The organism is Humiphilus diazotrophicus, assembly GCF_059726315.1.
The window spans coordinates 3,221,817-3,247,291 of sequence record NZ_AP040870.1 but is presented as its reverse complement, the minus strand read 5'-3'; the positions used below and the strand labels follow the sequence as shown (position 1 = coordinate 3,247,291).

The 25,475-nt window shown below is 51.1% G+C and carries 17 protein-coding genes; 11 read left to right on the top strand and 6 right to left on the bottom strand.

What is annotated here, in order from left to right; genetic code table 11:
* Positions 1 to 440 precede the first annotated feature (440 nt).
* Positions 441 to 3,770 carry a carboxypeptidase-like regulatory domain-containing protein gene (locus AC6I7T_RS13955; RefSeq protein WP_497794089.1) on the top strand — a complete coding sequence of 1,110 codons (3,330 nt, stop codon included), beginning with the start codon at positions 441 to 443 and terminating at the stop codon, positions 3,768 to 3,770.
* Between the two features lie 385 nt (positions 3,771 to 4,155).
* Here AC6I7T_RS13955 and AC6I7T_RS13950 read toward each other — a convergent pair whose 3' ends face one another.
* Positions 4,156 to 4,890 (bottom strand): hypothetical protein, encoded by a 735-nt coding sequence (locus AC6I7T_RS13950; protein ID WP_497794088.1) that lies wholly within the window; start codon positions 4,888 to 4,890, stop codon positions 4,156 to 4,158.
* Positions 4,891 to 5,052: 162 nt separating this feature from the next.
* Positions 5,053 to 5,664 (bottom strand): superoxide dismutase, encoded by a 612-nt coding sequence (locus tag AC6I7T_RS13945; protein ID WP_497794086.1) that lies wholly within the window; start codon positions 5,662 to 5,664, stop codon positions 5,053 to 5,055.
* Between the two features lie 349 nt (positions 5,665 to 6,013).
* On the opposite strand from AC6I7T_RS13945, the gene AC6I7T_RS13940 reads away from it, so the two are divergent.
* The 9 genes from AC6I7T_RS13940 to AC6I7T_RS13900 all read left to right on the top strand — a co-directional run bounded on the left by AC6I7T_RS13940 (position 6,014) and on the right by AC6I7T_RS13900 (position 18,488).
* Positions 6,014 to 7,396: a glucoamylase family protein gene (locus AC6I7T_RS13940; protein ID WP_497794085.1), complete on the top strand. Its 1,383-nt coding sequence runs from the start codon at positions 6,014 to 6,016 to the stop codon at positions 7,394 to 7,396.
* A 436-nt stretch (positions 7,397 to 7,832) separates the two neighbouring features.
* A complete protein-coding gene (gene tkt, locus AC6I7T_RS13935; RefSeq protein WP_497794084.1) occupies positions 7,833 to 9,854 on the top strand; it encodes a transketolase in 2,022 nt (673 codons plus the stop codon).
* A 3-nt stretch (positions 9,855 to 9,857) separates the two neighbouring features.
* On the top strand, positions 9,858 to 10,316 hold the full coding sequence (gene rpiB, locus AC6I7T_RS13930; RefSeq protein WP_497794083.1) for a ribose 5-phosphate isomerase B: 459 nt from the start codon (positions 9,858 to 9,860) through the stop codon (positions 10,314 to 10,316).
* A gap of 339 nt (positions 10,317 to 10,655) precedes the next feature.
* A complete protein-coding gene (locus AC6I7T_RS13925) occupies positions 10,656 to 10,964 on the top strand; it encodes a hypothetical protein (RefSeq protein ID WP_497794082.1) in 309 nt (102 codons plus the stop codon).
* A gap of 93 nt (positions 10,965 to 11,057) precedes the next feature.
* Complete coding sequence (gene gnd, locus AC6I7T_RS13920; protein WP_497794081.1) at positions 11,058 to 11,960, top strand: phosphogluconate dehydrogenase (NAD(+)-dependent, decarboxylating); 903 nt, start codon at positions 11,058 to 11,060, stop codon at positions 11,958 to 11,960.
* Positions 11,961 to 12,039: 79 nt separating this feature from the next.
* Positions 12,040 to 13,584, top strand: coding sequence for a glucose-6-phosphate dehydrogenase (gene zwf, locus AC6I7T_RS13915; RefSeq protein ID WP_497794080.1), 1,545 nt, complete (start codon positions 12,040 to 12,042; stop codon positions 13,582 to 13,584).
* 197 nt (positions 13,585 to 13,781) lie between these two features.
* Positions 13,782 to 14,576 carry a 6-phosphogluconolactonase gene (gene pgl / locus AC6I7T_RS13910; RefSeq protein ID WP_497794079.1) on the top strand — a complete coding sequence of 265 codons (795 nt, stop codon included), beginning with the start codon at positions 13,782 to 13,784 and terminating at the stop codon, positions 14,574 to 14,576.
* A complete protein-coding gene (gene glk / locus AC6I7T_RS13905) occupies positions 14,573 to 15,598 on the top strand; it encodes a glucokinase (protein WP_497794078.1) in 1,026 nt (341 codons plus the stop codon). The genes pgl and glk overlap by 4 nt, the downstream gene beginning before the upstream one ends.
* Positions 15,599 to 15,893: 295 nt before the next feature.
* Positions 15,894 to 18,488 (top strand): M1 family metallopeptidase, encoded by a 2,595-nt coding sequence (locus tag AC6I7T_RS13900; RefSeq protein ID WP_497794077.1) that lies wholly within the window; start codon positions 15,894 to 15,896, stop codon positions 18,486 to 18,488.
* A gap of 168 nt (positions 18,489 to 18,656) precedes the next feature.
* On the opposite strand, the gene AC6I7T_RS13895 is transcribed toward AC6I7T_RS13900, so the two are convergent.
* Positions 18,657 to 19,319: a CPBP family intramembrane glutamic endopeptidase gene (locus tag AC6I7T_RS13895; RefSeq protein WP_497794076.1), complete on the bottom strand. Its 663-nt coding sequence runs from the start codon at positions 19,317 to 19,319 to the stop codon at positions 18,657 to 18,659.
* Between the two features lie 436 nt (positions 19,320 to 19,755).
* Positions 19,756 to 20,808, bottom strand: a complete 1,053-nt coding sequence (locus tag AC6I7T_RS13890) for a radical SAM protein (protein WP_497794074.1) — start codon at positions 20,806 to 20,808, stop codon at positions 19,756 to 19,758.
* Positions 20,809 to 21,081: 273 nt separating this feature from the next.
* Here AC6I7T_RS13890 and AC6I7T_RS13885 point away from each other — a divergent pair, with 273 nt between their 5' ends.
* The gene (locus AC6I7T_RS13885; protein ID WP_497794073.1) at positions 21,082 to 21,771 is read left to right on the top strand and encodes a hypothetical protein; all 690 of its coding nucleotides are present in this window, start codon (positions 21,082 to 21,084) and stop codon (positions 21,769 to 21,771) included.
* Between the two features lie 246 nt (positions 21,772 to 22,017).
* Here AC6I7T_RS13885 and AC6I7T_RS13880 read toward each other — a convergent pair whose 3' ends face one another.
* Positions 22,018 to 23,736, bottom strand: a complete 1,719-nt coding sequence (locus AC6I7T_RS13880) for an IS1634 family transposase (protein ID WP_497788306.1) — start codon at positions 23,734 to 23,736, stop codon at positions 22,018 to 22,020.
* Positions 23,737 to 24,012: 276 nt separating this feature from the next.
* Complete coding sequence (locus tag AC6I7T_RS13875; RefSeq protein ID WP_497794072.1) at positions 24,013 to 25,320, bottom strand: hypothetical protein; 1,308 nt, start codon at positions 25,318 to 25,320, stop codon at positions 24,013 to 24,015.
* Positions 25,321 to 25,475 lie beyond the last annotated feature (155 nt).

Genomic DNA, 25,475 nt, shown 5'->3' with positions numbered 1-25,475 from the left:
GAAAGCCGCATAAGCTGTTGTGACTTGGTCTACGTCTTTGCGAAAAAGGCTCTAGCCCTTGCCGGATCGGACACAGTAACCCTGATTCCGCTCTAGTAACAGTTTCAGTTGCTGCGGAACCCGATGAACACTTATCGTCTCTTTGTCGATTGTGAACGCTAACTTCTCTTATTCCTCTTTTGTTTTCTAATGAAACCATTTCTTGACAGTGCTTTCGCCCATGGCGTAAATTTGGCCCGTTTGTGAACACGTGTACATTATCGCTGTAAACGTGCGCACTAACTACTTTCGAAAAGATGAGCCAGCAAGATTCGTAACGCCCAACGCTGAGAAATAAGTGCGTCAGGAGCGGAAAACATTTACAGAGGAATGGGCCTAGGGGAGCTTGTTGTGAACAGGCTCATTCGCAAGAGTGCGAAACGAAGAAAGGGTACGGAAAGATGAAATTCTTGAGGCATATTGCAGCTTTATGTCTGTCAGTAGCCGCTTTGAATATTGCAACTGCCCAAAATACAAATTCCGGCGACATCCGTGGAACGGTAATGGATTCCACTGGAGCGGTAGTTGCGGGTGTAACCGTTACAGTGCTCAATCTGGATACCAACATAGAAAAGACATTCACCACGAATGCCTCTGGGTTGTTCGACACCTCCTCTATTATTGCCGGAAGCTACCGGGTTACCTTCAGTAAGGACGGATTTGCCTCATATATTCAAGGCCCCATTACCCTTCAGGTCGGTGTTACAACCGTCAACGCAGTTTTAAAGGTCGGTTCAGCCAAAGAGCAAGTGGTCGTCAGTACCGACGTACCACTGCTGAAGACTGAAACTGGAGAGCAATCTACCACCCTCGAAGCGAAGTCCATGTCCCAATTACCAAATGTCGGTCAGGACTGGAACAACTTTGTCATATTGCTTCCCGGAACCTCCGGTGCGCCCGGCAGTAATGCCGGGTCTGCAAATCCTGGCCAGTTTGTCGCTGCGAATGGAAATCTCCCTTATGCTTCGGTTCTAGCCGACGGTGCAAACAGCACCCTGCCAACAAGCTCTAATGCAGACTATTCCGTCTTCGAGAATGTAGCTGAATTACAGGTTTCTACATCCTCATTTTCCGCTCAGTATGGAGTAGGCGGTATCATCTACAACCAAATCACTAAGGGCGGAACAGCCAACTTCCATGGCAGCGCATATGAGTACTTGCAGAACGATGCAATGAATGCTGCAAACTTTGGATTTGGACGGAAGGTAGTTGTTTCCACTCTTCGCTATAACAATTTCGGTTTTACGGTCGGTGGTCCGATTTTGAAGAAGAAGATGTTTTTCTACTTCAATTTCGATCGCATTCAGAAGACGAGCGCTTCGGGAAGCGGATCTTATGCGACGTTTCCGACAGAAGCTGTTATGAGTGGCGACTTTACAGGCTTTCCAACAATTTACGATCCGACAACTCAAGTAGTGTCAGGAACCAAGGTTACCCGCAGGTCTTTCGCAGATGAGTATGGTAATGGAAACCGAATTCCTTCCAGCATGATAGATTCGGTAGCCAAGACAATTCAGGCATATTTCCCAACGCCTGCGAATCATCCTTCCACTGGATCTTTTATTCCTGGTTCGATGTCTAGTGGCGTTGCACTTAACAATTACTATTACAACGTTCCCACGAAGAGTCCTTATACGAAGTACTTTGGCCGACTCGACTACGACATCAATCCGAATAACCGACTGACCATCTCCAATTCATCACAAGATAACCCTAGTCATGACCGTGGACCGGCATCGTGCCCAATTGGCTGTGCTGAGAATGATCAAGACAGTAATAATGCCTCCATTTCCGATGTGTGGAACATCAATTCCAACACAATCAATGAGGCACGCTTTGGCTTTACCGATGAACTTTATTTCAAGAGCACTCAATCGGTAGGGGAAGGATATCCCAGCAAGCTTGGCTGGAAGTTTGCCAAGGCAGATATGTTTCCGACGATCAACATCACCAACTATTTCAGCCTCAAGCCTGGAACCAATGCTGTTTATAAGCAGTTCGTCTATGATCCTTCCGATGTTGTCACTCTGATTCGCGGTAAACACATTCTCCACGTTGGTGGGGAGCTGCTGGTTTACCAGGCGAACAAAACCGGTTGGGGAAACCTCAATCCTGGAACAATGGGGTATACAGGTGTTTATACCCAGGCTTCCCAGGGAAGTAGCACTACGGGTAGTGCCTATGCGGATTTCCTTTTGGGCTATACCCAGAATTGGAGTGCAAGTATTGCTCCTGAATATGGTGCGCGCTTAAAGAGTCCGCAAATGTTTATTCAGGATGACATCAAGCTGACTCCAAACTTCACCTTGAATGTCGGTGTTCGCTATCAAATTCAACACGGATGGAATGAGGTGAAGAATAATATCAGAGCCTTCGATCCTGAAGTCTTTAATGAGCTCACCGGGACTAACGGTGCGATGTGGTATGCGTCGACCGGTGCTCACGGACGAAAGGCTGCCCAAGCGGATGTTCTTGGTACCGTTATGCCGCGTGTAGGGTTTTCCTGGCTGGTGCGGCCCAACATGACAATTCGTGGTGGAATGGGCTTGTACTCCTATAACTGGAGTATCGATACCTATGCCAATATTCTGGGCTCTGCGAAAACTCCCTCGGGTAGCATTAGCGACCAAACGAATGGCCGTACGCCTGTAGTGCTCCTTTCCGGCAATGGGTCCAATCTTCCCTATACGCAGCCGACAACTTCGCCGACAGCTTTTAACGGGCAGAACGTGACCTACAACCAATACCACACTCCGCTCCCAAAGAACCTTCAGTGGAATTTTGGTATCCAGCATCAGCTCGGAAGAGATATGACCGCGGAAATTTCGTATGTCGCGAGTCATGGATTTGATCTGCCATTCCCAGTTGATATCAACCAGGTGCCGGAGTCGAAGCTGGCTGTGGACGATAGTCCGAAGTCTCGCCCCTACCCTGGTTTTGGCTCTATCAGCGGTGGTAGCACAAATAATGCGATTTCTAATTATCACTCTTTACAAGCTCAGATCAGCAAGCGCATGACGTCAGGCTTGAGCTTCAATTTCAACTACACCTGGTCTCACTTCCTGGACGAACAGGACTCATCTGCTCGGGGTAGTTATTTTGGTAAGCAGGTCTATCAGAATTCCTATAAACCGTCTGCAAACTATGGAAATTCCAACTTCGATGTTCGCCATGCCTTTAAAGGGTATGCCGTTTATCAGTTACCTTTCGGGAAAGGGAAGAAATTCCTGTACAACAATTCCATTCTCGATAGGTTTATCGGCGGTTGGCAGGTTTCCGGAACATTGGTAACAATGACGGGAAATCCTTTCACTCCTGTACTGAGCGTGAACAACTCGTATTCACAGGCGGGGAACTGGTTCCCAAATGTTATTGGAAACCCGAAATCTGTTACGAACAAAAGTTGGCAGAAATGGTATGACCCAACCGCTTATGCTGTTCCTACAGCTGGAACCTTCGGAAATATGAAGAGGAACAGCGTATATGGACCAGGGCTGACAAATATCAATCTCTCGGCGGGTAAAACCTTCTCGATTCGAGAAAACATCAAATTTCAGATCCGCGCCGATGCCACAAATGCACTGAATCATCCGAGCTTCGGGCTTCCCAATAGCACCTTGACTCCTGGTTCTTGCGCCGGGTCATCGGCATTCTGCAATGCTTCAACAAGTATCAGTTCGTTAACAGTAAATGGCAGAAGTATGCAGCTAGTTGGCAGGCTTACGTTTTGAACTGTTTAAGTTCCTTGGTATAGTTCCGTTAATTACCGTGAGACGTGACCACCTAAAGAGTGATCACGTCTCTTTCTTATTATGCCTGTTAGTGATGCATTACCTGCTTCTTCGGGAGAAGCTGATGAGAATTCTGTCAGTTCAGCAATTGCCATATCCGTCGGTGGATGATGGCGATTCGATTTTGAAGCAGGTTTGAGCCTGTATAGGAAGTCTCTCCATGACTATCCGGGGGAATGAAGATTGCGGAAGCTGCCGGGAGCGGGTTGCTTTGTTCGGAAAAGGTGGGTTGGGAGCTACATTCGTCAGGATCACGATTTGCACGCTTAGAGCATGCACGACCTATAGGAACGTCTACACAATAGACAATGCGGCGCAGCCCTTTCTACTTTTGCGAAGGGGGATCACTGGGTGTTGTATCTGTTGTGGATGGCGTTAGCTCAAATCCATCGCGAATCAACGCGAATCCCTGTTCCGGTGTTTCCTGCTGAAGTAATAGGCCTGTGGTTGTTGCGAAAATATCGCTACTTACTCCCGCTATGGTGACGGTAAAGTGTTGAACTCCAATTTGCCTCCCGTCGAGAGTTCCCTGTTTGAGCGAGTGCTTTACTGTTTGAACGGTATTAAGCAACCCTGTCTGTTTGGGAATAAGAACCCAAACCTCTTGGTTGGTAGCTATCTCTGTTACAAGGATCTGTGCAGCAGCCGGATCGAAATCCGGTAGGAAGACGGTGTGTGCGTGCGGGCTAAGCGTATTTGAGTATTGCTTGCCATTAGCTGAAATCCTGATGTTGTATTTCCCTGCCGAGGCATCAAGTCCGAAGACAACGGCTTTTCCATTGACGCTGCCGCTGAGTATTTCCTCTACCGGGTTCAATTGCCGATCGATAGACCCGGTACGTGAGAAGGCAAAGGGCGTATCCCCTAGCTGCAGCTTGGCTATCGTTTTCAGCGTGTAGCCCTTAGTGCCAGGAGTAATGCTGGAGGAGATCTTTCCACAAGGTTTCCCGCTGAGGTTGAGGGTGTAGCTGGAGGACCCTGCAGGAATGTTCTGGGCAATGGCAGAAATGTGAAGTCCAAAGAGAACCGAAGCTACTAGCAAAAGACGCTGATGAAACAAAGAAGATATCCTCACGCCTGAAGTGCAGGGCTTAATTGTTGGACGGAGGAGAGGGGGAAAAGCAGCCAATGGCGGCAACAAAGTCTTCCGTAGCTGTTACTACATTGTTTACGAATTCAACTAGAGAGCCCCGGCATGCCGGGGCTCAGAGGTTAGGAAACTCTACTTCTTGGCTTGTTCGAAGCGCTTGTTAACTTCGTCCCAATTTACGACATTCCACCAAGCTGCCAGGTAGTCGGGACGCCGGTTCTGATACTTGAGATAGTAGGCATGCTCCCAGACGTCATTTGCGAGGATCGGGTAAAGGCCGCTTGAGAGTGGGCTGTCTTGATTGGCGGAGGTAACAATCTTCAGCTTGCCGCCTTCATAGACCAGCCAGCCCCAGCCGGAGCCGAACTGCTTGGCTGTTGTCTCGTTGAATTGCTTCTTAAAATCTTCGAAGGAGCCAAAGTCCTTCTTAATCTGTTCGTCTATTGCTCCGGTCGGTTCTCCGCCGCCATTGGGCTTCATGAGGGACCAGAACATGGTGTGGTTTACATGGCCGCCGCCACTATTGCGAACCGCTGTCCGGATGTCTTCGGGAATGCTGGAAAGGTTGCGGAGCAGATCTTCAGGGGTGTGCTTGCTCAGCTCGGGATGCTTTTCGATCGCCGCATTCAGATTATTGACGTAGGTCTGATGATGCTTGTCATGGTGAAGCTTCATCGTCTCGGTATCAATGTGGGGTTCCAGCGCCGAGTAGTCGTAGGGCAGGGGTGCTAATTCGTATGCCAAAAGAAAACCTCCTTACTTAAATCTAATAGAGCCGTGGTCCGATCTCGAAACTGGGATCATCAAACGTAGGCTATTCACAGCAAGGTAGATGCGCCAACTTGATGCCGGGGTTCATGGAAAGGTGAAAGCCGGGTGAAATTCCGGAATTTAGCATCATAACCTTTAAGAAGATGGCAGCAACGGCGACGGTCGAAACTTCGTCGAAACTTCATCGAGTGTAGGTGTGTCTTAATCTCTATCCAGAGATGCCACCCGGTCTGTCGGCAATGGGAGGCATCAAGGGATAATCCGGTACTCTGCATTGGCAAGCGAAAAGATCTCTCGTAGACAACTTCTGAGGCGGGCGGGGATGGCCAGTGCGGCAGCTCTTGGGGCTCCGGCCGTAGGACTGGCATCAGGGTTCCAGAATCAGCAGCAAGTGCCTCCGGTAAAGCCCGGGGAGGCGCCCAAGACCGAAAGCCAGGCGGCACAAAATTATTCGCATCCGCCAGGCGTCTTCATCAACCGACCGTTAACCCAGGTTTCGACCGAGGCGGAAAACCTCCTGGAGGACATGGAGGGGCGGGGTTGCGACCTGTTTTACCTGGAATCGAGTCCTAAGACAGGGCTGATGCGTGACCGCGCTTCAGCCCGGGGACGTTCGGTAACCCGTGTTGCAAGCATTGCGGCAACGGGTTTTGGTCTGAGCTCCCTTTGTATTGCTGCTAAGCGCAATTATCTGCGTCCGAGCGATTGCGAACAGCGCGTGGAGCGAACCTTAGCCTTCCTTCTGGAAGATTGTCCCCACGAACACGGATTTCTTTATCACTTCATTGACATGGAAAGCGGTCAGCGTGTCTTTGGGTCGGAGTTGTCATCCATCGATACGGCATTATTGTTATGTGGCGTATTACACTGCCGTCAGTATTTCGCAGGCAATAGCCGTATTGCCGCACTGGCGACCACGTTTTACAGGCGTATCGACTGGGAGTGGATGCTCAATGGCGGCGAAACCTTGTCGATGGGCTGGCTTCCGGAACAGGGTTTTCTGCAGCATCGCTGGGATATTTATTCCGAGCTGATGACCATGTATCTGATGGCTATCGGCTCTCCAACTCATCCCATTCCTGCAAAGACATGGAGTGCGCTGCAACGTCCCTTTGTCCAATATGGGGGGATTGAGTACATCAGCGGTGTAGCCCCGCTTTTTATCCATCAATATCCTCATGCCTGGTGTGATTATCGGGACCAGCGTGATCGATACGCGAATTACTTTACGAATTCGATTGCTGCCACACGGGCACATCAGCTCTTTTGCCTGACCTTGGGACAAAAATACAACTGGATCGATCAGGATCTATGGGGTATCAGTGCCAGCGATTCCCGCCAAGGTTACCGTGTTTGGGGCGGACCTCCGGCTATGGGCCCGATCGATGGGACTGTTGTGCCCTGTGCCGTTGCCGGTTCGCTGCCATTTCTGCCCGCCGAGTGCTCACATGTGCTCCTGAGCATGCGCAAGAAGATGGGTGACCGGGTCTGGACCCGCTATGGCTTTGTAGACGCCTTCAATCCGAAGACAGGGTGGGTTGCCGAGGACATCCTGGGGATCGATCAGGGAATCAGTGTGCTCATGGCGGAAAACTTACGCACTGGTTTTGTATGGGAGTACTTCATGAAGAATCGGGAGATTCAACATGCCATGAGCGAAGTAGCTTTCCATCCCGACCCTGATACCAATTCGCAGGTACTGTGAGGGTGCAGAATTGGACTAACCAATTACCCGGGAACAATTCACATTGGGTTATTACGCGAAAGTTTGTGTCCGGTGCTACTCTGCAAGTGGCATTGATGATCTTCGGCAATGTTTATCGAATCATCGATGCAGCCGAAAATTGAATCTCCGGGCCTTCGAAATCCGAGATTTCCAATGCGATGCGGGTCTTGGATATTTCCATCGGACCCCAAACTTAATCGATTTTCATTTACTCTCTCTAGTGGTTGGAAGATGCCTGGCTGGAAATCCCGTAAATTTAGCTCTCCGGATTAGGAAGACAAGAACCCGAAGACAATTTCCGGACATCTCAAAGTTGAGAGACGCTGGGCAGAACTGAATGCTGGCAGGAGTGGCTTGCTGGTTCTGGCAAGTCCCAGACATGGTAGTGAATAACAAACAAGGGTGATGAGAGCACATGAGCGAACTGGACCAGTTGTCCATTAATGCACTGCGATTTTTAGCGGTTGATGCTGTAGAGAAGGCGAAGAGCGGCCATCCGGGTGCGCCTTTAGGATGCGCCCCGATCGCGTATCTACTCTTCCATAAGTACATGCAGCACAGTCCCGCAAACTCAAAATGGGCCAATCGCGACCGCTTTGTCCTTTCAAACGGACATGCTTCGGCGCTGCTCTATTCTGTTCTTCACTTAACCGGTTACAAAATCTCTCTCGAAGATTTGCAGCAATTCCGGCAATGGGGATCGATTACCCCAGGTCACCCGGAATATGGCGAAACCGATGGCATCGAAGTGACGACTGGTCCTTTGGGCCAAGGATTTGCCATGGGTGTCGGTTTGGCTCTTGCCGAGAGGCATTTGGCGGCCCGTTACAACAAGCCGGGCCTCGATCTTGTGGATCACTACACTTATGCCATCGTCTCCGATGGAGATCTGATGGAAGGTATTTCGCATGAGACAGCTTCGTTGGCCGGTACCCTGGGCTTGGGCAAGCTGATCTATCTCTATGACGACAACCTGATCTCCCTCGATGGACCTACCGAGCTGAGCTATACGGAAGATGCCCTGAAGCGCTTTGAGGCCTATCACTGGCACGTTCAGTACGTCGACGATGGTAACGATCTGGAGAAGATTTCAAAGGCTATCGAGGCAGCTAAGGCTGTTACGGATAAGCCCTCGATCATTGCCGTTCGCACTATCATCGGCTACGGTAGCCCTAAGGCCGGTACCAATAAGGCCCACGGCGAGCCGCTGGGCGCCGATGCAGTGAAGGCGACCAAGAAAAATCTTGGCTGGCCGGAAGACAAGTCCTTCTACGTTCCAGAGGATGCTCGCAAGAACTGGCTGGAGTCTGTAGAAAAGGGCAAGAAGTCCGAATCTACGTGGAATGAGCTCTTCGCCAAGTACAAACAGCAATATCCGGAGTTGGCTGCTGAATTTGAGCGTACGCAGGCCGGTAAGCTGGCTGACGGTTGGGAGAAGGCTCTGCCCATCTTCCCGGCTGATGGCAAGCCAGTAGCTACCCGTACCGCAGGTGGCAAGGTGATGGAAGCCGTTGCCTCCGCTATTCCTGAGCTGATCGGCGGAGCTGCCGACCTGACAGCTTCTACCAAGACGATCTTCAAGGACGGTGGAAATTTCCACATCGATCCGGCAGGACGGAACATCTTTTTTGGAGTTCGTGAATTCGGAATGTGCGCCATTGTGAATGGCATGGCCGCGCATGGCGGATTGATTCCGTTTGGCTCGACCTTCTTCGTTTTCAGCGATTACTGCAAGCCCGCACTGCGTATGGCTGCACTAATGAAGGTGCATTCCATCTTCGTCTTTACACATGATTCCATCGGACTCGGTGAAGACGGACCGACTCACCAGCCCATCGAGCATTTGATGGCGCTACGTGCCGTGCCTGAGATTACCGACTTCCGTCCGGCGGATGCGAACGAGACTGCCGCTGTATGGCGTCTTGCTCTAGAGCGGAAGCATGGATCTTTCATGGCTCTGTCTCGTCAGGACCTGCCTATCCTGGACGCTACCAAGATCAACGTCTACGAGGGCGTTAAGCATGGTGCTTATATCGTGGAGCAGGGCGGTGAATCTCCGGATGTTTTAATGGTTGCTACCGGCGCAGAGCTCTGGCCTGTTTTGAATGCAGCAAAGGAATTGGCTGGTCAGGGTGTGAAAGCTCGTGTGGTGTCGATGCCGAGCTGGAAGATCTTCCTCGAACAGGATGAGAAATACCAGCAGGAGATCTTCCCCGACTACCTGCCGACGCTGGCAGTTGAAGCTGGATCGCCTCTCGGCTGGTGGCGTTTCGTCGGAAAACACGGTGATGTAATTGGTCTGGAGCGCTTTGGAGCTTCTGCTCCTGGAACTCGTGCTCTGGAAGAGCTTGGCTATAGTGTCAAGAACATCGTAAGCCGGGCACAGCAGTTAATTGAAAAGGCGCGCAAAGGCGAAGCCGCACTGGCGGGGAAATAACGAATGAAGATCGCGATTGCCGGTGATCATGCCGGATTTGCTCTGAAGGAAGAATTGCGCGGTTATGTAGAACGGTTAGGACATGAAGTTCTGGATTTGGGGGCTTACAACAGTGAGCCCTCCGATTATCCGGATTTTGCCGAAGCCGTAGGCAAAGCACTGGAAGCTGGACGGGCCGAGCGCGGCATCCTTATCTGCGGAAGCGGAGTAGGAGTCTGCATTGCGGCCAACAAGATGCCGGGTGTACGTGCTGCGATGTGCCACGATACCTATTCAGCTCATCAAGGTGTTGAACACGATGATATGAATGCATTGGTTCTGGGTGCGCGCATCATCGGACCGGCTTTAGCCTTTGATCTTGTCAAAACGTATCTGGAAGCGAAGTTTGCTATTACAGAAGAGCGCTTTGTGCGCCGGTTGAATAAGGTTAGAGCGATAGAAGAGCGCAACATGAAGCACTAAACAAAGTTGCGGTGTTTCATTTTGCTGGCTGCACGATTGGTAGGGTTTATCCCATTCTTCCGACTTGGTGTTGGTTGGAAGAATGGGATAAGGAAGGTTGGCAGTAAGGTATCCTGACAAGCATTATTGGAACTCTATTGTTAGTCCGGTTACCGCAACCTAGGCATTTAGTTGTCCTCCCTTCGTCATGCCGCTGGCGCGCCCGATACGGTTTAAAGAACAGTTAAGCTCGTACTCTCGCATCGTCGGAAAGTACACAGTATTGCGGAAGATGCCCTGAACGCATTTTTAACCTTGTTCCAAATCCCCTTGTGTAACAGGTTTTAAAGAATCTTCTTTATGGGCGAGATTGCAACAATCCTGCAGAGCGTCGGCGACTCGTTGCTGACGGCTGATTTTCATTGCAGAGAGCGCAGTCCCAAAGCCGTAGGCAATTCCGATCTACGGATTTCAGTTTTACAACACGATGCCGGGGTTAGGGAGGTACAAGCTCTTCCTGGTGTGCTCCTTCGCATCTTTGAAAGCCTTTCAGCATCAGAACTAGAAACGATGCCTGCTGCCGAAGAGAGTGGCGTGATTGAGCCGATTCATTTTGAGCAGGATGAGGTTTACACACGAGTAGGGAAATTCGGTGTATTTGTAGCGTAGTGGAATCTCTGTAACGAACCCCAAAGAGCGTATGCGCTTTAAAGGATTCCGCACTAGAAAAGAACTAAGAAGGACCGGAGGAAAGACGAAATTATGCAGCTAGGAATAATTGGCCTGGGCAAAATGGGCGGAAACATGGCGGAGCGTCTGCGCCTGGCAGGACACAAGGTCGTGGGTTTTGACTTTAGTCCCGAAGCCGTAAAGAAGTTAAGCGACGCGGGGTCCGTTGGAGCCAGCTCTCTGGCTGACATGGTGAAGAATCTCGATGCCCCAAGAGCCATTTGGATGATGGTTCCTTCGGGAGATCCTGTCGACCAGACGATCGCACAACTCGAGTCTCTTCTGTCTAAGGGCGACACCATCATCGATGGCGGTAATTCTAATTACAAGGACACAATTCGCCGTCACGGTGAGGTAACGGCCAAGGGTTTCAATTATGTGGATGTCGGCACTTCCGGTGGAGTTTGGGGGCTGAAGGAAGGCTACAGCATGATGATCGGCGGCGATAAGGAACCCGTCGAGCGTCTGAGCCCTATCTTCGAAGCTTTGGCTCCTGCTAAGGACAAGGGCTGGGGACATGTTGGTCCTGCGGGCGCCGGGCACTTCGTCAAGATGGTTCACAACGGCATTGAGTACGGCATGATGCAGGCCTTCGCCGAGGGCTTCACCATCATGGAGAAGAAAGAGCCGCTTAATCTCGATCTGGCGCAAATTGCCGAGATCTGGAGACATGGAAGCGTTGTCCGTTCCTGGCTGCTGGACTTAACGGCGGAAGCCTTAAAGCAGAATCCCGACCTCGAGGGGTTGCAGGCTTATGTGGCGGATTCAGGGGAAGGCCGCTGGACCGTCTTCGAAGCAATCGATTTGAATGTTTCTGCTCCAGTTATTACCGAATCGCTGATTCGTCGCATCCGTTCCCGCGAAGAAAACAATTTTACCGATCGTATGCTCGCGATTATGCGTAACGCCTTCGGTGGACACGCCATCAAGAAGTAATCGTACGGACAGGCGCATCTTCCCTGCATGCGCCTGTTGCTATCCACGCTGAATTGCGTGAAGGAGGTTACAGAAGCCCATGGCTACTATGGAAATGAAGGTCTCCCCCGAAGATGTCAAGAAAGCTTCGACGGGAAATGAGCGGATTCCCGAGCCCACGATTATTGTGATTTTCGGAGCATCTGGCGACCTTACCAAGCGCAAGTTACTCCCTGCGCTCTTTCATTTGTCCGAATCCGGATTGTTGCCGAAAGAGCTACAGATTGTCGGTGTAGCTCGCCGCCCGCTTCAGGATGAGTTTGCCGCCGATATGAAGGACGGCATCCTCAAATATGGCGGCGAGGTTCGCGATGATACCAAGCTCGCGGACTTTATCAAGAAGATCAGCTATCACGCGATGAACTTCGATGATCCTTCCGGCTATAAAAGCTTGAAGACTCTTCTTGAAAAGATCGACAAGGAACACGGCACTCTCGGTAACAGGCTCTTTTATTTAGCGACAGCTCCGGAGTACTTCACCGATATCGTGGAGCAACTCGGTGCCCAGGGAATGGTGAAGCCCGAGCATGGAGCGGTGCGAGCCATCATCGAAAAGCCCTTTGGGCATGATCTGGCCTCAGCCAAGGAACTGAATGCTCATGTAAACGCAGTCTTCGACGAAAAGCAGATCTTTCGTATCGATCACTACCTTGGCAAAGAGACGGTCCAGAATATCCTGGTCTTCCGCTTTGCCAACGGAATCTTTGAGCCGATCTGGAATCGGAACTATATCGATCACGTGCAGATCACCGCTGCCGAGAGTATTGGCATCGAGGGCCGTGGGCCTTTCTATGAAAAGGCTGGGGCACTGAGAGACGTAGTTCAAAACCACGTAATGGAGCTGCTCTCCTTCGTTGCCATGGAGCCTCCTGTTTCCTTTGCGGCTGAAGCTGTCCGGCAGGAGAAGCTGAAGGTCTGGAAGTCCATTCCTGAGATTCCTATCAAGAGCGTGGTACGAGGACAGTATGGCCCTGGCACGGTGGATGGCGCACAGGTGAAGGGATATCGGGAGGAAGATCGTGTAGATCCGAACTCCGGGACAGAAACCTACGCTGCGGTGCGTTTGCAGTTGGATAACTGGCGTTGGGCCGGAGTTCCCTTCTACTTGCGTGCGGGGAAACGGCTGGCGAAGCGTGCCACCGAGATTACGATCCAGTTTAAGCAGCCACCGATGCTGCTCTTTAACCAGGAGAATACGGCCGGTCCGTGCAGTGAGATTCAGCCTAATCTGATCACCATGCGGATTCAGCCGAATGAAGGTATCTCGCTGCGCTTTGGGGCGAAGGTGCCGAATCCGGATATGTCGGTCTGCCCGGTGCTGATGGATTTCAACTACGAGAATGCCTTTGGCAAATCTTCCGCCAATGGCTATGAGCGGCTCCTTCTTGATGCCATGTTGGGTGATCAGACACTCTTCTCCCATCGCGATGGCGTAGAGACAACCTGGGCTCTGTACACCCCCGTTCTGGAAGCTTGGGCCAACAAAAAGCCTGAGGTCTTTCCGAATTACGCTGCTGGTACCTGGGGTCCGAACTGCGGTGACGAGTTGCTAAAAGCCGATGGCCGCAAGTGGCGCCGTCTTTAAGTCATGAGGCCCCAGATCTCGCTGGATTCTGGGGCCTTTAATCTTGCAGGAAAATTTCTAGTACTTTGGCCATTGTGCTTTAGGTTGCTGTGGCGGTAGACAGCGTGTTTTGTGCCAGGATTTGATCCTCGTCGGATGCGTAATTCTCTGCACAGCAAGCGGAAGGCGCTGTAGGTCTGGAAGGCATAAGAACCGAGATGTCGAAGATTACGGAAGCAAACTACGTCGTAGCCGATGGCGTTGCGTTGAGCCAACGGGTAGCCGACCACTTGTTGAGCCAGATTCTTGCAGCAGTTGAAAAGCGTGGAAAAGCTCGCATTGCCATTTCCGGGGGAAATACGCCCAAGGCATTGTTTACGTTGTTAGCGGATCCCTCTTATCCATATCGTGACCAGATACCCTGGAGTGCCCTCAACCTGTACTGGGTGGACGAGCGTGCGGTTCCACCGGATCATCCGGATAGCAATTACCGTATGACCAGAGAGGCGCTTCTCGATAAAGTGCCAATACCTTCCGATCAGGTCTTTCGCATGGAAGGCGAACTGGAGCCGGAGGCGGCGGCCTCACGTTATGAGTCGGTTATTCGAAACACCTTCCGTCTCGAAGGCGCAGAAAGCCCACGATTCGACGTGATTGAGTTGGGAATGGGTGACGACGGACACACCGCCTCTCTCTTCCCTCATTCGGAAGCAATCAATGAGCTTGGCAGGATTGTGACGGCAAATCACGTCTCAAACAAGAATTCCTGGAGAATTACTCTCACATGGCCGGTTATCAATCAGGCGTCCGATGTATTCTTCTTGGTTGCCGGTGCTGACAAGGCAGATGTGCTTGAAAGAGTGATCTTCGGACCAAAAGATCCGGAGACATTGCCATCCCAGCTCATCCAGCCCGCAACGGGCAAGTTAACATTATTTCTGGATCGTGCCGCCGCTGCCAAGCTGCCGGCACCAAATGCAGAGGGATTTGGGAGAGTGGAAATCGTACGATGATTCTTGCTGGTGATGTAGGCGGAACAAAAGTTCATCTGGCGCTATATGGTTTCGCAAAAGGGCGTCTAGAGTATGTTCGGGACGAAATATTCCCGGCAAAACAATATTCGGGGTTGGAGCAGATTGTGCGCCAATTCCTCAGCAGCGGCGGCACGAAAGACGAAATTGCCGCTGCGTGTTTCGGAGTACCTGGACCGGTTCGCGATGGACGCCTGAAGCTCACGAATTTGCCCTGGGTCCTGGACTCCAGGCTCCTTTCCCGTGAACTCGGGATCGAGCATCTATTCCTGATCAACGATCTCGAAGCCAACGGCTACGGCATTCCCGAGCTTGGACCCGATCAGCTGTACGTTTTGAGCGAGGGAGATCCTTCCCAGGTCGGAAATCGTGGGTTGGTCTCTGCTGGAACCGGTTTGGGCGAAGCTGCGCTGATTTGGGATGGCAAGAGACATGTCCCGGTAGCGTCCGAAGGTGGACACTGCGATTTTGCACCCCGTACCGACGACGAGATTGAGCTGTTGCGTTATCTGCGGGTACAACTGAAGGGACGTGTGAGCTTCGAGCGCATTGTCTCCGGTATGGGCCTGACGAACATCTATCACTTCCTTCGCGATGTGAAAAAGCTGGAAGAGACTCGTGAATTGGCGGAGCGGATGAAGGTGGAAGATCCGAACGCCGTGATCAGCGAATTGGGCCTGGCGGGAACGAATGAGCTTTGTGTCCGGACCCTCGACATGTTCGTCTCTTCATATGGCGCGGAAGCCGGAAATCTTGCGTTGAAGGTTCTGGCTATTGGCGGAATGTATCTTGGCGGCGGAATTGCTCCTCGTCTTCTCACGAAGATGAAGGACGGCACCTTTATGAAGGCATTTGTCGATAAGGGCCGTTTGAGCGATCTGCTGGTACAGACACCGGTACGAATCATTCTCGAAAGCCGTGCCGCTCTCCTTGGAGCTGCAGCCTACGCAGAAGCTCGTGCTGCTGAAATCAGTGGCCGGTCGTTGCGTGCAGCTTCCATGTAATGCGCTTTTCTTCTCTAATTTTGCGAATGGCTGGCAATTCTCGCCAGCCATTCCTTTTTGGTACTAATTCTGTCTCTAAAGGCGGGATGAACCCTCTCCACAACGAATGTAGCTGCTCTTCTTCGGGAAGGATCGTTGCGATAGCCTTTACGCTTTTGCTATGGTTCAGCAAGATGCTTCACGGGACATTCCTCCAAATGAAGTGTCCCGATCCTTATGGCAACCCCGTATTGAGATGTGTTCTTGGGACGGCATAAGCAAATCGATGCTGTTATCTCCCTTAAAAGGAAATTGAATGTTTGGGAAACACTTCCTATCGTTTTTTGCTGTAGCTCTTTTTCCTGCTGTTCTTCCTGTCACGTTGATGGCGCAACGTCTGCCGCAAGGCGTAAGACCTCAGCATTACAAGCTAGCGCTCTCTCCGGATATCAAACAGAAGAATTTTTCCGGACAGGAATCGATCGATGTGCTGCTTGAGCAGCCGACCAACGCGATTACGCTTAATGCCGCAGAGATCCAATTCGGCAAGGTAACGGCAAAAGCAAGCGGCAAGACACTCGTTGCAAATGTCAGCACCGATGCCAAGAAGGAGCAGGCTACCTTCACCTTCCCGAGCAATCTTCCCGCAGGTTCTGTGACGCTGGAGATCCAATATACCGGCATCTTGAACAACGAACTGCGTGGTTTCTATCTTTCAAAGACAGCCAAGCGGGATTATGCCGTTACTCAATTTGAGCCGACGGATGCGCGTCGTGCCTTTCCCTCTTTCGATGAGCCGGCATACAAAGCAACTTTCGATATCAGTCTGACCGTGGATAAGGGCGATACAGCGATATCGAATACGAATGCTCTTTCCGATACCCCGGGTCCGGTTGCAGGCAAACATACTTTGAAGTTTGCTACCACTCCCAAAATGTCCACTTATCTGGTGGCCTTTCTGGTGGGAGATTTCCAGTGCGTATCGGGTGAGAGCGATGGTGTACCGATCCGCTCCTGTGCGACTCCGGACAAGGTACAGATGGGCAAGTTCGCTGTTACTTCGGCAGAGTACATCCTGCACTATTACAACGAATACTTCGGTATCAAGTACCCGATGCCCAAGCTCGACATGATTGCTATTCCGGATTTCGAAGCTGGTGCAATGGAAAACTTCGGAGCAATCACCTATCGTGAGACCGATCTCTTGATCGACGAAAAGACAGCTTCAGCCGCGAACAAAGCTATGGTGGCCTCTGTTGTCGCACATGAGATGGCGCACCAATGGTTTGGCGATATGGTCACCATGCAGTGGTGGGACAATGTATGGCTGAATGAAGGTTTTGCTACCTGGATGGAGAATAAGCCAGTCGATGCGTGGAAGCCCGAATGGACGATCCCCGAAGATATCGCTGGCGGATTGAATAGAACTCTGAATCTGGATGCACAACGGAAAACTCGTACAATTCGTGCGACGGCTGATACACCGAGTCAGATCAATGAAATGTTCGACGGGATCAGCTATGGCAAGGCCGGGGCCGTTTTGCTGATGGTGGAGAACTATCTCGGGAAAGAGGCCTTCCGTAAGGGCGTTCACGATTATCTGGCAGCGCATATGTACGGCAATGCCACGGCAGAGGATTTCTGGAACACGCTGACGCAAACGAGCCAGAAACCTGTGGACAAGATTATGTCCAGCCTGGTGATTCAACCAGGAGAACCGATTCTTAGCTTCTCCACTCCACAAGACGGAAAAGTTCAGGTATCGCAACAGAGATTTTTCTTGAGCTTGCAGCCGCCCGCTGCGGCAAGCCAGACTTGGACTCTTCCTGTGTGTTTCAAATCCGCTACCGGACAATCGGAATGTCAGGTGGTTAGCGAAAAGCAGCAGAGCATTGCTGTTCCTAACTCTCCAGTTTTCTTTGCTAATGCAGGAGGAAAGGGATATTACAGATTCTCCTTACCTCCGGAGAGCTACAAGGCATTGATGCCGCATGTGGAAACAGATCTGAATCCCGAAGAGCGCATCAACTTGGTTGGCAATCAATGGGCTCTCACACGTGCAGGCAAACTCGATATCGGGAGCTTTCTCGATCTTGCCTCTGCTGTAAAGACGGATTCCAGCTCAGAACTGATAGACAGCGTGATTGGCAGCGTGAATTTTACGCGCACCCGGATTGCGGAAAGTAAAGAAGAAAGAGAACAACTCTCAGCCTGGATTCGCAAGAACTTTGCTCCCATCCTGGCCTCGCTAGGTTCGCCAGTGCAAGGCGAGGAGCCGCAGAAGACCGAGTTGCGTGCTTCGCTATTTGGTCTTGTGGGAAATGCAGGAAAAGATCCTGCCACAATTGCACAAGCAAAACAGCTGGCAGAAAAATTCCTTGCCGATCCCGGCAGTGTTGAACCCACTCTCGCCAGAGGTGCTCTTATCGTGGCGGCAGAGACCGAAGATCCGGCACTTTATGACATGCTCTTGAAGACCAGCCAAACAGCTTCAGTTCCGGAGATTGCCTCTCGTACGATGTACGCCTTGACGTATTTTTACGATCCGGCGTTAGTAAAGCGGACTTTGGACTATGCCGTGAGTGGCAAAGTTCGAAATCAGGATGCTCTCCATTTAGTAGCTGCGCTTCTTGGGCATCCAGAGTCTCAGCAGCAAACATGGGAGTATGTGCAACAGAATTGGGATAAGGTCAAAGCTCAGATGACTCCCTGGATGGGGGCGGGTTTGATTGAATCTGCTTCCAGCTTCTGCCGTGCCGATGTGCGGGATCAAGTAGTGAGCTTCTTCAATGCTCATAAAGTCCCTGCGGCTGAGCGAGCGCTGAACCGAGTGCAGGACCAGATCAACGACTGCATTGATCTGCGTGCTGCCCAAGGTCCAAAACTTAGAGAGTGGTTGAAGAGTAATTAGGCTTACCTGGAGCAATTCCGGCATTACTGGAATTGCTTTAGCCGTTCGAAAACCGCAATTGGAATAACTCCTTCTTCCGGTCAGACCAGGTCGGAAGAAGGTGTTACCTCTTCTTCAACAACACTCTTCCCTTTCTGTAACCCCTCTCCCGCCTGCTTACCGTTCTGCCTAAAGCCTGATGCGCCCATGATAGAAGTACTCACCAAGTCCTATGGTGAAGAGCGCACATCCATAAAGAGCATGCTCCAGAGTGGAGACAGCTAACGAGCCGGTACGGTGATATCTCCAGGCGAAAAGTAACCCACCCAGAAACGTCAGGATCACCGCAATCGGATTGCGGAAGATGATATGCATGAATGAAAACGCCAAAGCACTGATCATGATAAGTGTTGTGGAAGACGGAAAGAGTTTTTTGTATCTCTCCATCAAGAAAGCCCTATAAATCAGACTTTGCGGGAAGACAGACAATATGGGGTAGAGCAGCACGATCAGAGCCCAAAGCCAGGTCTTATTTCTTGCAAGACCGAATAGATCCTGGGGCATAACCTTCCACACGGCAAATGCTGTGATGAATACAAAACAAAGAAACGGCAGCAGGACGGAAGGAAGTTGGCCAGAGATGGAAGCAGAATTCCAGGTCTTGGAGAAAGAGTAGCCCTTCTCTTTGCGCAGCTGGAAATAGCTGTAGATTGCTACTGCCCATAAGATCGGGAGCGGAGATAGAAAGACAGGCGAGAAACGATATGCCAGAGGCAGGAAAAGAAAGAGGACGAGGAATTCAATAGCAGGAGTGAGCATCGTTTTTTGAGCTGAGTTGTACAAGATCTTCATTCATTCCTAGGGGCACACCCTAATTCCGGAAACGCCAAGTTATGCCAATTCCCCACTATAGGCCTCGCTACGCGGTTCATCACCGGAAATTGTGACGTCTATCACATTTGCCTTCTTGGGCGGTGGATACGATGGGCATTATGTATAGCCGGACCCAGAATGAAAATGGGAGTTTTAACACCAGATGTCTCTACTGCTTTATGACGGTGGGGTCGGCCATTCTTGATGAGAAAGAGCTGGAAGAGATAGAAATGCACCACGTGTGCCCGGAAAAGGCTCTGGTGCAGCTCATGCAGAGAAATAATCCCTCCCCGGCCGTTCATTAAACGTGTAATGGCGGAGTTTCAACCGGAAACACAACACTAATTATCTAAGGGGAACCCAAGCGTTCCCCTTTGCTGTTTCTTCTGCCTGCTCTTCAATCCTGAATAGCTCCTCAGTCCATTGAAATCTGGACCAGATCTTGGCGGTCCTCTTTCCAGGAACCTTCCTGCCGGGCGCGCCAGGAGGGTAGATCTACATTCTGCAACTTCGCCATAAGGCTTCCTACGGCCATAGATGGAAGCAGAGCATGCTTGATCCTGAGTGGCCCAACAAGTTTATATTCGCTGATCCAATGAAGGGCTGCGCTGACGGAGCAACCGCATTGGCTGCAGTCCGGATTTCCCCCGAAAACACAAGGTTCTACGTGAGTCCTCAAATCAGCGGAATAGTTCTTCGACATTTTTGAAAAGGTACATTTTGCCGGGGATGCTGGAGGGTGTAGCAGCGCCTGAGCGTAGCCTTCCGGAGTGAGAAGCTTTGGATAGATTGCCCGCAGGCGAGGAAGTTCGGTAGCAATGTATTCGCGCTGTTCTGGGTTCAGCCGTTCCTGACTAGTCTCTCCTTGCTGCGGAGAGTAAAGACTGACCCAGATATTGCGAACCACGGATTGCTGGCTCCAGAACTGGACATATTCTTCCATGTAACTGGGGCGGGAAAGCATGGGAGCTGTGATGGTCCAATGAATATTGACCTTCCGTCCCTCAAGATTTTTGAGGATGCGTTCATAGGTTGCCGGTTTACGACGGATATTGTGATGCTCCGGAAGACCGTCAACCGAGACAGCCACCGTTAATCCCGGATAGTTCATCCACTCAGTCGGGATCGGAATGATGCCGCTGGTTACTACCATGGTGTAGATTCCGCGCTTGCTAAGGGCTGGAAGAATCTGGCTTAGCTCTCGATGCCGTACCAGTGGCTCTCCGCCCACGAGTGTTACCTGGAGCGGCTTATGGCTATCGACCAGCTCTAGAACACCCTTAACCAGATCATCTCCGCGTTTATCGCTGAGCTCCCGTAAGGTGACTTCCCCTCCGAGATGATCGGAGCCGTAGGCGTAACAGCCGGGACAGCTTAGCGGACATTCGCGTGTAACTTCAATGGACAGAATAGGGGTATGACCGCGAAGAATCTTTCCCCAGGACTGAACTACATTTAGAGCCCTCAACGTACCTCCAACCTCACTTAAATAGATGCACGAGTCCGGAAATTGTCACACCTACGACAAAACTCCTGGGTTCAATCATCCTGGCGGATGCCGAGATGGTTGCTTCTTTGTTGAGAGGAATTTGATTCTTCTGGTCACCTTCTGGACGCAGTTGTAGTAGCAATTTAAACGTAGCAGTGGCGCAAAAATTGCATTCCGATCGATTACTGATAGCTTGTGCCCGCTTCTAAGCGGCTATACTTGGCCGTAACTTTCATTACAGGCAAGGGCAAGATGGACACACTGCAGAAATCAGAACGATGGGGGATTGGTTCTCTATTGATTGCGGCACTTCTAACTTTTTTTCTGCCGCTGGTGACTATCCAGTTGCCGATTCTAGGCAAGCAGGATGTGAGCGGATATGACCTTGTAACGAGAGCAAAACAGCTTACTCATGCGTTGAATGGAGCCAAATCCACGGACTTGGGAAAGGTCCGTCCAGAATTGGATGAATCTGCGCCGCGTATTCCCAATAGAGCTGTGACCCATCCTATGCCATTCATAGTTCAGGCTCTATCGTATGTTCCTGCTGAAATCCTGGCGAGCTTTGCCTGTGTACTTGTGGTCCTTCTGAGTTGTTTGACTTCAATCAAAGTAGTCATTGCCAAACTGTGTGCCTCTTTAGGTGCGGTGCTGGCTATTCTTACTATCGTTCATCTCACGGTTGCGAATACAGCTTTGCATGAATGGTTCCGTGCGCAGTTCGAGGCTGATTCGGGGACACTCTCAAATAATCCTTTTGCCGGGATGGCCAGAGAACTTGGGCATCTTGCAGCTCAATCCTTGCAGGTCAGACCTGGTGTTGGACTCTATGTCTTGACTGTTTGTCTAGGATTATCTGCGGTGCTTCTCAATGTGCGGATACTTGCAAGAGCGCAGTCCAGTGCAAAGCCGAGCTTGAGTCCCCAGGACCAGGACTCCTGAGTTGTAGGCGTGCCCCATCACTTTTCGTTTATCGCTGACACTGGTTGCCCTCAATGCTCTGATTCGTGAGAAGGCAATATCCAACCATCGTCTTCGATAGTCAGGTGTGAAAGCGAAAAAGCGCGCACAGCTGCTTCAAAGCGTGCTCGATAGACATTTAGGCCGAAGTTCCACATCCTTAAGGACGAAAAGGTGTGCGAATTCAGAGGGATAAGTGCAGAGAGCGAATCGGGGTCTGGGTACAGTTTAGAAAGCAGGGGCAACGCCGAGCAGTTCAAAGGCGCGGCGTTGCAGCGGCGTAGGTGTAGAGATCATTTGCATGGAATGGTCGGTAACAGAGACTTGATTGAGAGTCAGAGTAGCCAAGTCTTCGAGTAGCGTGGAGAAGCTATGGACAGCAAGGCCGTCAGCGGAGCGATGGTTTTGCCGCTTTTCCAGAGCCGCTGGGGAACGATGAGCTGGAGCTACGACGGAAGGACGAAGAGCCTCCCCTGCTTGAGGCTCTTCGTCGGTAAATAGCAAGGAGGCGAGAGCTTGTTTGAGATGCCATTCGACATAGGCCGCCAGCAAGCATAACAGGACATGAGCCCGAACGCGGTTAGCCAAGTGATGGTGAATCGGCCGCACCTTCAGATCAACACTCTTCAAGCTACGAAAGGTTCGTTCCACCACCGACAGACGCTTATAGTTGCGCACCGTCTGTTCTGCGGAGAGCTGCTGCTGGGCAACGCTGGTGCGAAGCACATAGATGCCGTCCAGGGCCGCTTCTTGAGCAATGCTGTCTAAGTTACGTCGATAGGTGAAACGGGTCTCCTCGACGGTGAACTGAAAATGCTTGCCCATTTTGTATCGGCCCAGAGCTTTTCCAATAGCGATGCCGATCTTCTCCTTACCTCGTAGGGGACGTCTGTTGCGTTTGCTGGCGGCAACAATCTGCTCCAGCCGCTTTTCTGTGGCAGCTAAAAGCTCCTGACGTTTGCGCGAGCGTTCTTCGGCCAATAAAGGGTTACGACAAGCGATGAGTCGCTCTCCGGCGTAGTCGGGATGAGAGATCTCAGCGAAGTCTTGCTGGTCAAACAAAGACAGCTGCAGGCATCCAGAATCCACCAGACTGCGAATCTGTACGCTACGCAAGGCGGTGATCCAATCCAGTCCGGAGTTGCGCAAATCCTGTTCGATGCGGGCGCTGGTCAACATGCCTCGATCGCCCACCAGGATGACCTGTTGCAGATCAAAGCGGGTGCGTAACTTTTCCACTTGAACGGCAACGGTCTTCGGATCGGCCGTGTTGCCCTCAAAGACTTCCACTGCAAGGGGCCGTCCGTCTTGATCGGTCAGCAGACCGAAGACAATTTGCAAGTTGCCTGAACGCTCATCGCGGGAATGACCATACTGTGCAAGTGGACAATGCCGACCCTCAAAATACGTGGAGGTTACATCGTAGAGCACTAAACAGCCTTGCTGCAGATGGCGCTTGGCCAGTTGCTTTTCAATCGACTCCTGGCGCTCGAACAACCAGTCCATGGCGCGATACAGTTCCTCTTCGCTCACAGATCCCAGCCCCAGACAGGCCCCTAAGCTGCTGGAGGCGGTCTCGGCTTCCAAGCCCCGTACGGTAGCCAACTTCGAAGCTGGCTCAAGGATCCTAGCCACGATCATGGCTACAACCAGATCGCGTTCCCGACAAGACTCTCGACACACCAGGCGCTCCAGTCCTAGCTGACGCAGAGTGCCCAAAGCAGCAGCAACGTGACCATGAGGTAAGGAGCGGTTGATGGTGAAGGCTCCGTTGAGCGGGATCATCGACTCGCCCTTGAGTACCAAGCGCAGACTATCGATCTGCTCCTGCGGCCAGTCGGAAAGGTTGGCCAGGGTAACCTTGCGAATCTTCTTGCCTTCGCGAACGGCCTGCCGCAGCAGTACGGCTGGAGGAGAGTTGCGGTTGGGCACGACGTCGATGTACATGGCCAGCAATATGCATCATTAACAGCACGACGTCAAGCGATTCTTTTGATATTACATGGGTACATTTTCATGTAATCAACAAAGACATACTCTGCTTATCTCACTTATCAGTAAGGTGCTTATCTCTCCCTTTGCTCCTTTTCTAAGCTGGAACTTCGGTTTAGGGGAATGGAGCAATCGTGATCAGCATATTGATCGAGCGTCTCACCACGAGTGCTGCAATCCTACACGTACAGAGATAAAGGCGGCACTCGATTGATACTTATCGACTGATGCTTACCAGGAATATTGGGCGATGATTTGCGGCGGACCGACGTTTCCATTAATTACAGTTGTCTTGACGACAATCTGAAAGTTATTTTCCTTGTCAATTAGGTTTTTCGGAATGGTGTTAATCCAAACAGGAGAAGTAAGTAATTCGCCAGCAGCCTCCGTCCCATGCATGCCTAAGCCGCCTACGGCAAGAATCCATTTCCCCGTGTCAGGACTGTGGTAACGACTGATGAGAGCATAATCAACGGACGAATCTGCAAATTGTAATTTCCCGTTCCCACGCCACTCCTTTCGTCCGGGGTTTTGCGAATCTTCGATCCATTCATCCTGAGTTACAGGATCGACCATGACATGAAAGCGCAGCCGCGAAAGCAGGATCAAAGACCAGGGATTATCAAACGCTCCGATGACAACATCGGGGGTTTGCCTGAGGTCTGTCAAAGTTACGGTGGAGGAACCTCTCATGATGGCGTTATGCCGCTGTGCGGCTATCGCAACCATCAATCCTGCTGCGACCTTTGCATCTACTACGGACATTGCCGGGACACGCTTGTCCTTCAATTTGAGAGCAGGAGTCGTGTGAGTAGCTATGATATTTGCATCCATCGCGGCCCAGTTGTTGTGATCTGTATCCGGATCATCACGGATGTCGCTCACGCACATTAAGAGCGGTTCACTGGTCGTGTGCAGCAACGGTGCCCAAATGAGTTCCTGTGTTGAGCGAAAGTGCGGACCGCGAGAAAGCCAGGCGATAAAGCCCGCTGACAGTAGGCCCAATCCAAGGATGGACAAAAAGAAAATTGATTTTGCTTTCCTGCCAAAGATGATGTGTGAATCTGGCTTTATTCCTGTTCCTGTTTCTTTATCTTCCGCCGGTTTCTCGGAATATTGCGGTAAAGGTTCGACAGGAGGAGTCTCGACGTCGCTCTTTATAATCTCAATTTGTGGTGAATAGGAGCCGGGAAGGAGATGGATGCGAATCCTGCTCTGGCGTTCTTCCTGGTAGCATTGAGCCAGCCTTTTTCGTATTTCATTCGCAGTAATACGTACGATCGGGTCGGAATTCGAATCGTAACTAGGATCCCGTCCAAAGACGGCTACCCCCAGAACCCGTTCCTTGAGACTTTCCTGATCTCCCTTAACGAGACACTCCATCAAATACTTGAACAACGTCACGCAACGGCGACTGTTCCGAAAACTGGGGTGAGAAAGAATATATTGAGTCTCTGCCAGGATTGCAGCTTTAAGAGAATCATCGCAGTCCGTCAGTAAAACCCACTCGTGTTTTCCGGCCTCAGCGACAACTGTCATAGTAAATCTTATGTGAAGAACAACGAATAAATGAAGGATATCACTCCGCGGAAAAGCTCCTCCACATCTCGTCCGAGACAAGCATCCATTCTGATTTCATCTACCGGAAAAAGAGATGCGGTTGCGAGTGAGCAAACCTTGTAAGGCTTGAAAGC

Excerpts from the sequence above, each read along its gene's own strand:
- AC6I7T_RS13925 (WP_497794082.1), top strand. The coding sequence starts at position 10,656 with ATGGGCGAGATTGCAACAATCCTGCAGAGCGTCGGCGACTCGTTGCTG.
- AC6I7T_RS13885 (WP_497794073.1), top strand. The coding sequence starts at position 21,082 with ATGGACACACTGCAGAAATCAGAACGATGGGGGATTGGTTCTCTATTG.
- tkt (WP_497794084.1), top strand. The coding sequence starts at position 7,833 with ATGAGCGAACTGGACCAGTTGTCCATTAATGCACTGCGATTTTTAGCG.
- AC6I7T_RS13900 (WP_497794077.1), top strand. The coding sequence starts at position 15,894 with ATGTTTGGGAAACACTTCCTATCGTTTTTTGCTGTAGCTCTTTTTCCT.
- pgl (WP_497794079.1), top strand. The coding sequence starts at position 13,782 with ATGTCGAAGATTACGGAAGCAAACTACGTCGTAGCCGATGGCGTTGCG.
- AC6I7T_RS13875 (WP_497794072.1), bottom strand. The coding sequence starts at position 25,320 with ATGACAGTTGTCGCTGAGGCCGGAAAACACGAGTGGGTTTTACTGACG.
- AC6I7T_RS13880 (WP_497788306.1), bottom strand. The coding sequence starts at position 23,736 with ATGTACATCGACGTCGTGCCCAACCGCAACTCTCCTCCAGCCGTACTG.
- AC6I7T_RS13895 (WP_497794076.1), bottom strand. The coding sequence starts at position 19,319 with ATGAAGATCTTGTACAACTCAGCTCAAAAAACGATGCTCACTCCTGCT.
- zwf (WP_497794080.1), top strand. The coding sequence starts at position 12,040 with ATGGCTACTATGGAAATGAAGGTCTCCCCCGAAGATGTCAAGAAAGCT.
- glk (WP_497794078.1), top strand. The coding sequence starts at position 14,573 with ATGATTCTTGCTGGTGATGTAGGCGGAACAAAAGTTCATCTGGCGCTA.
- AC6I7T_RS13940 (WP_497794085.1), top strand. The coding sequence starts at position 6,014 with ATGGCCAGTGCGGCAGCTCTTGGGGCTCCGGCCGTAGGACTGGCATCA.
- gnd (WP_497794081.1), top strand. The coding sequence starts at position 11,058 with ATGCAGCTAGGAATAATTGGCCTGGGCAAAATGGGCGGAAACATGGCG.
- AC6I7T_RS13955 (WP_497794089.1), top strand. The coding sequence starts at position 441 with ATGAAATTCTTGAGGCATATTGCAGCTTTATGTCTGTCAGTAGCCGCT.
- rpiB (WP_497794083.1), top strand. The coding sequence starts at position 9,858 with ATGAAGATCGCGATTGCCGGTGATCATGCCGGATTTGCTCTGAAGGAA.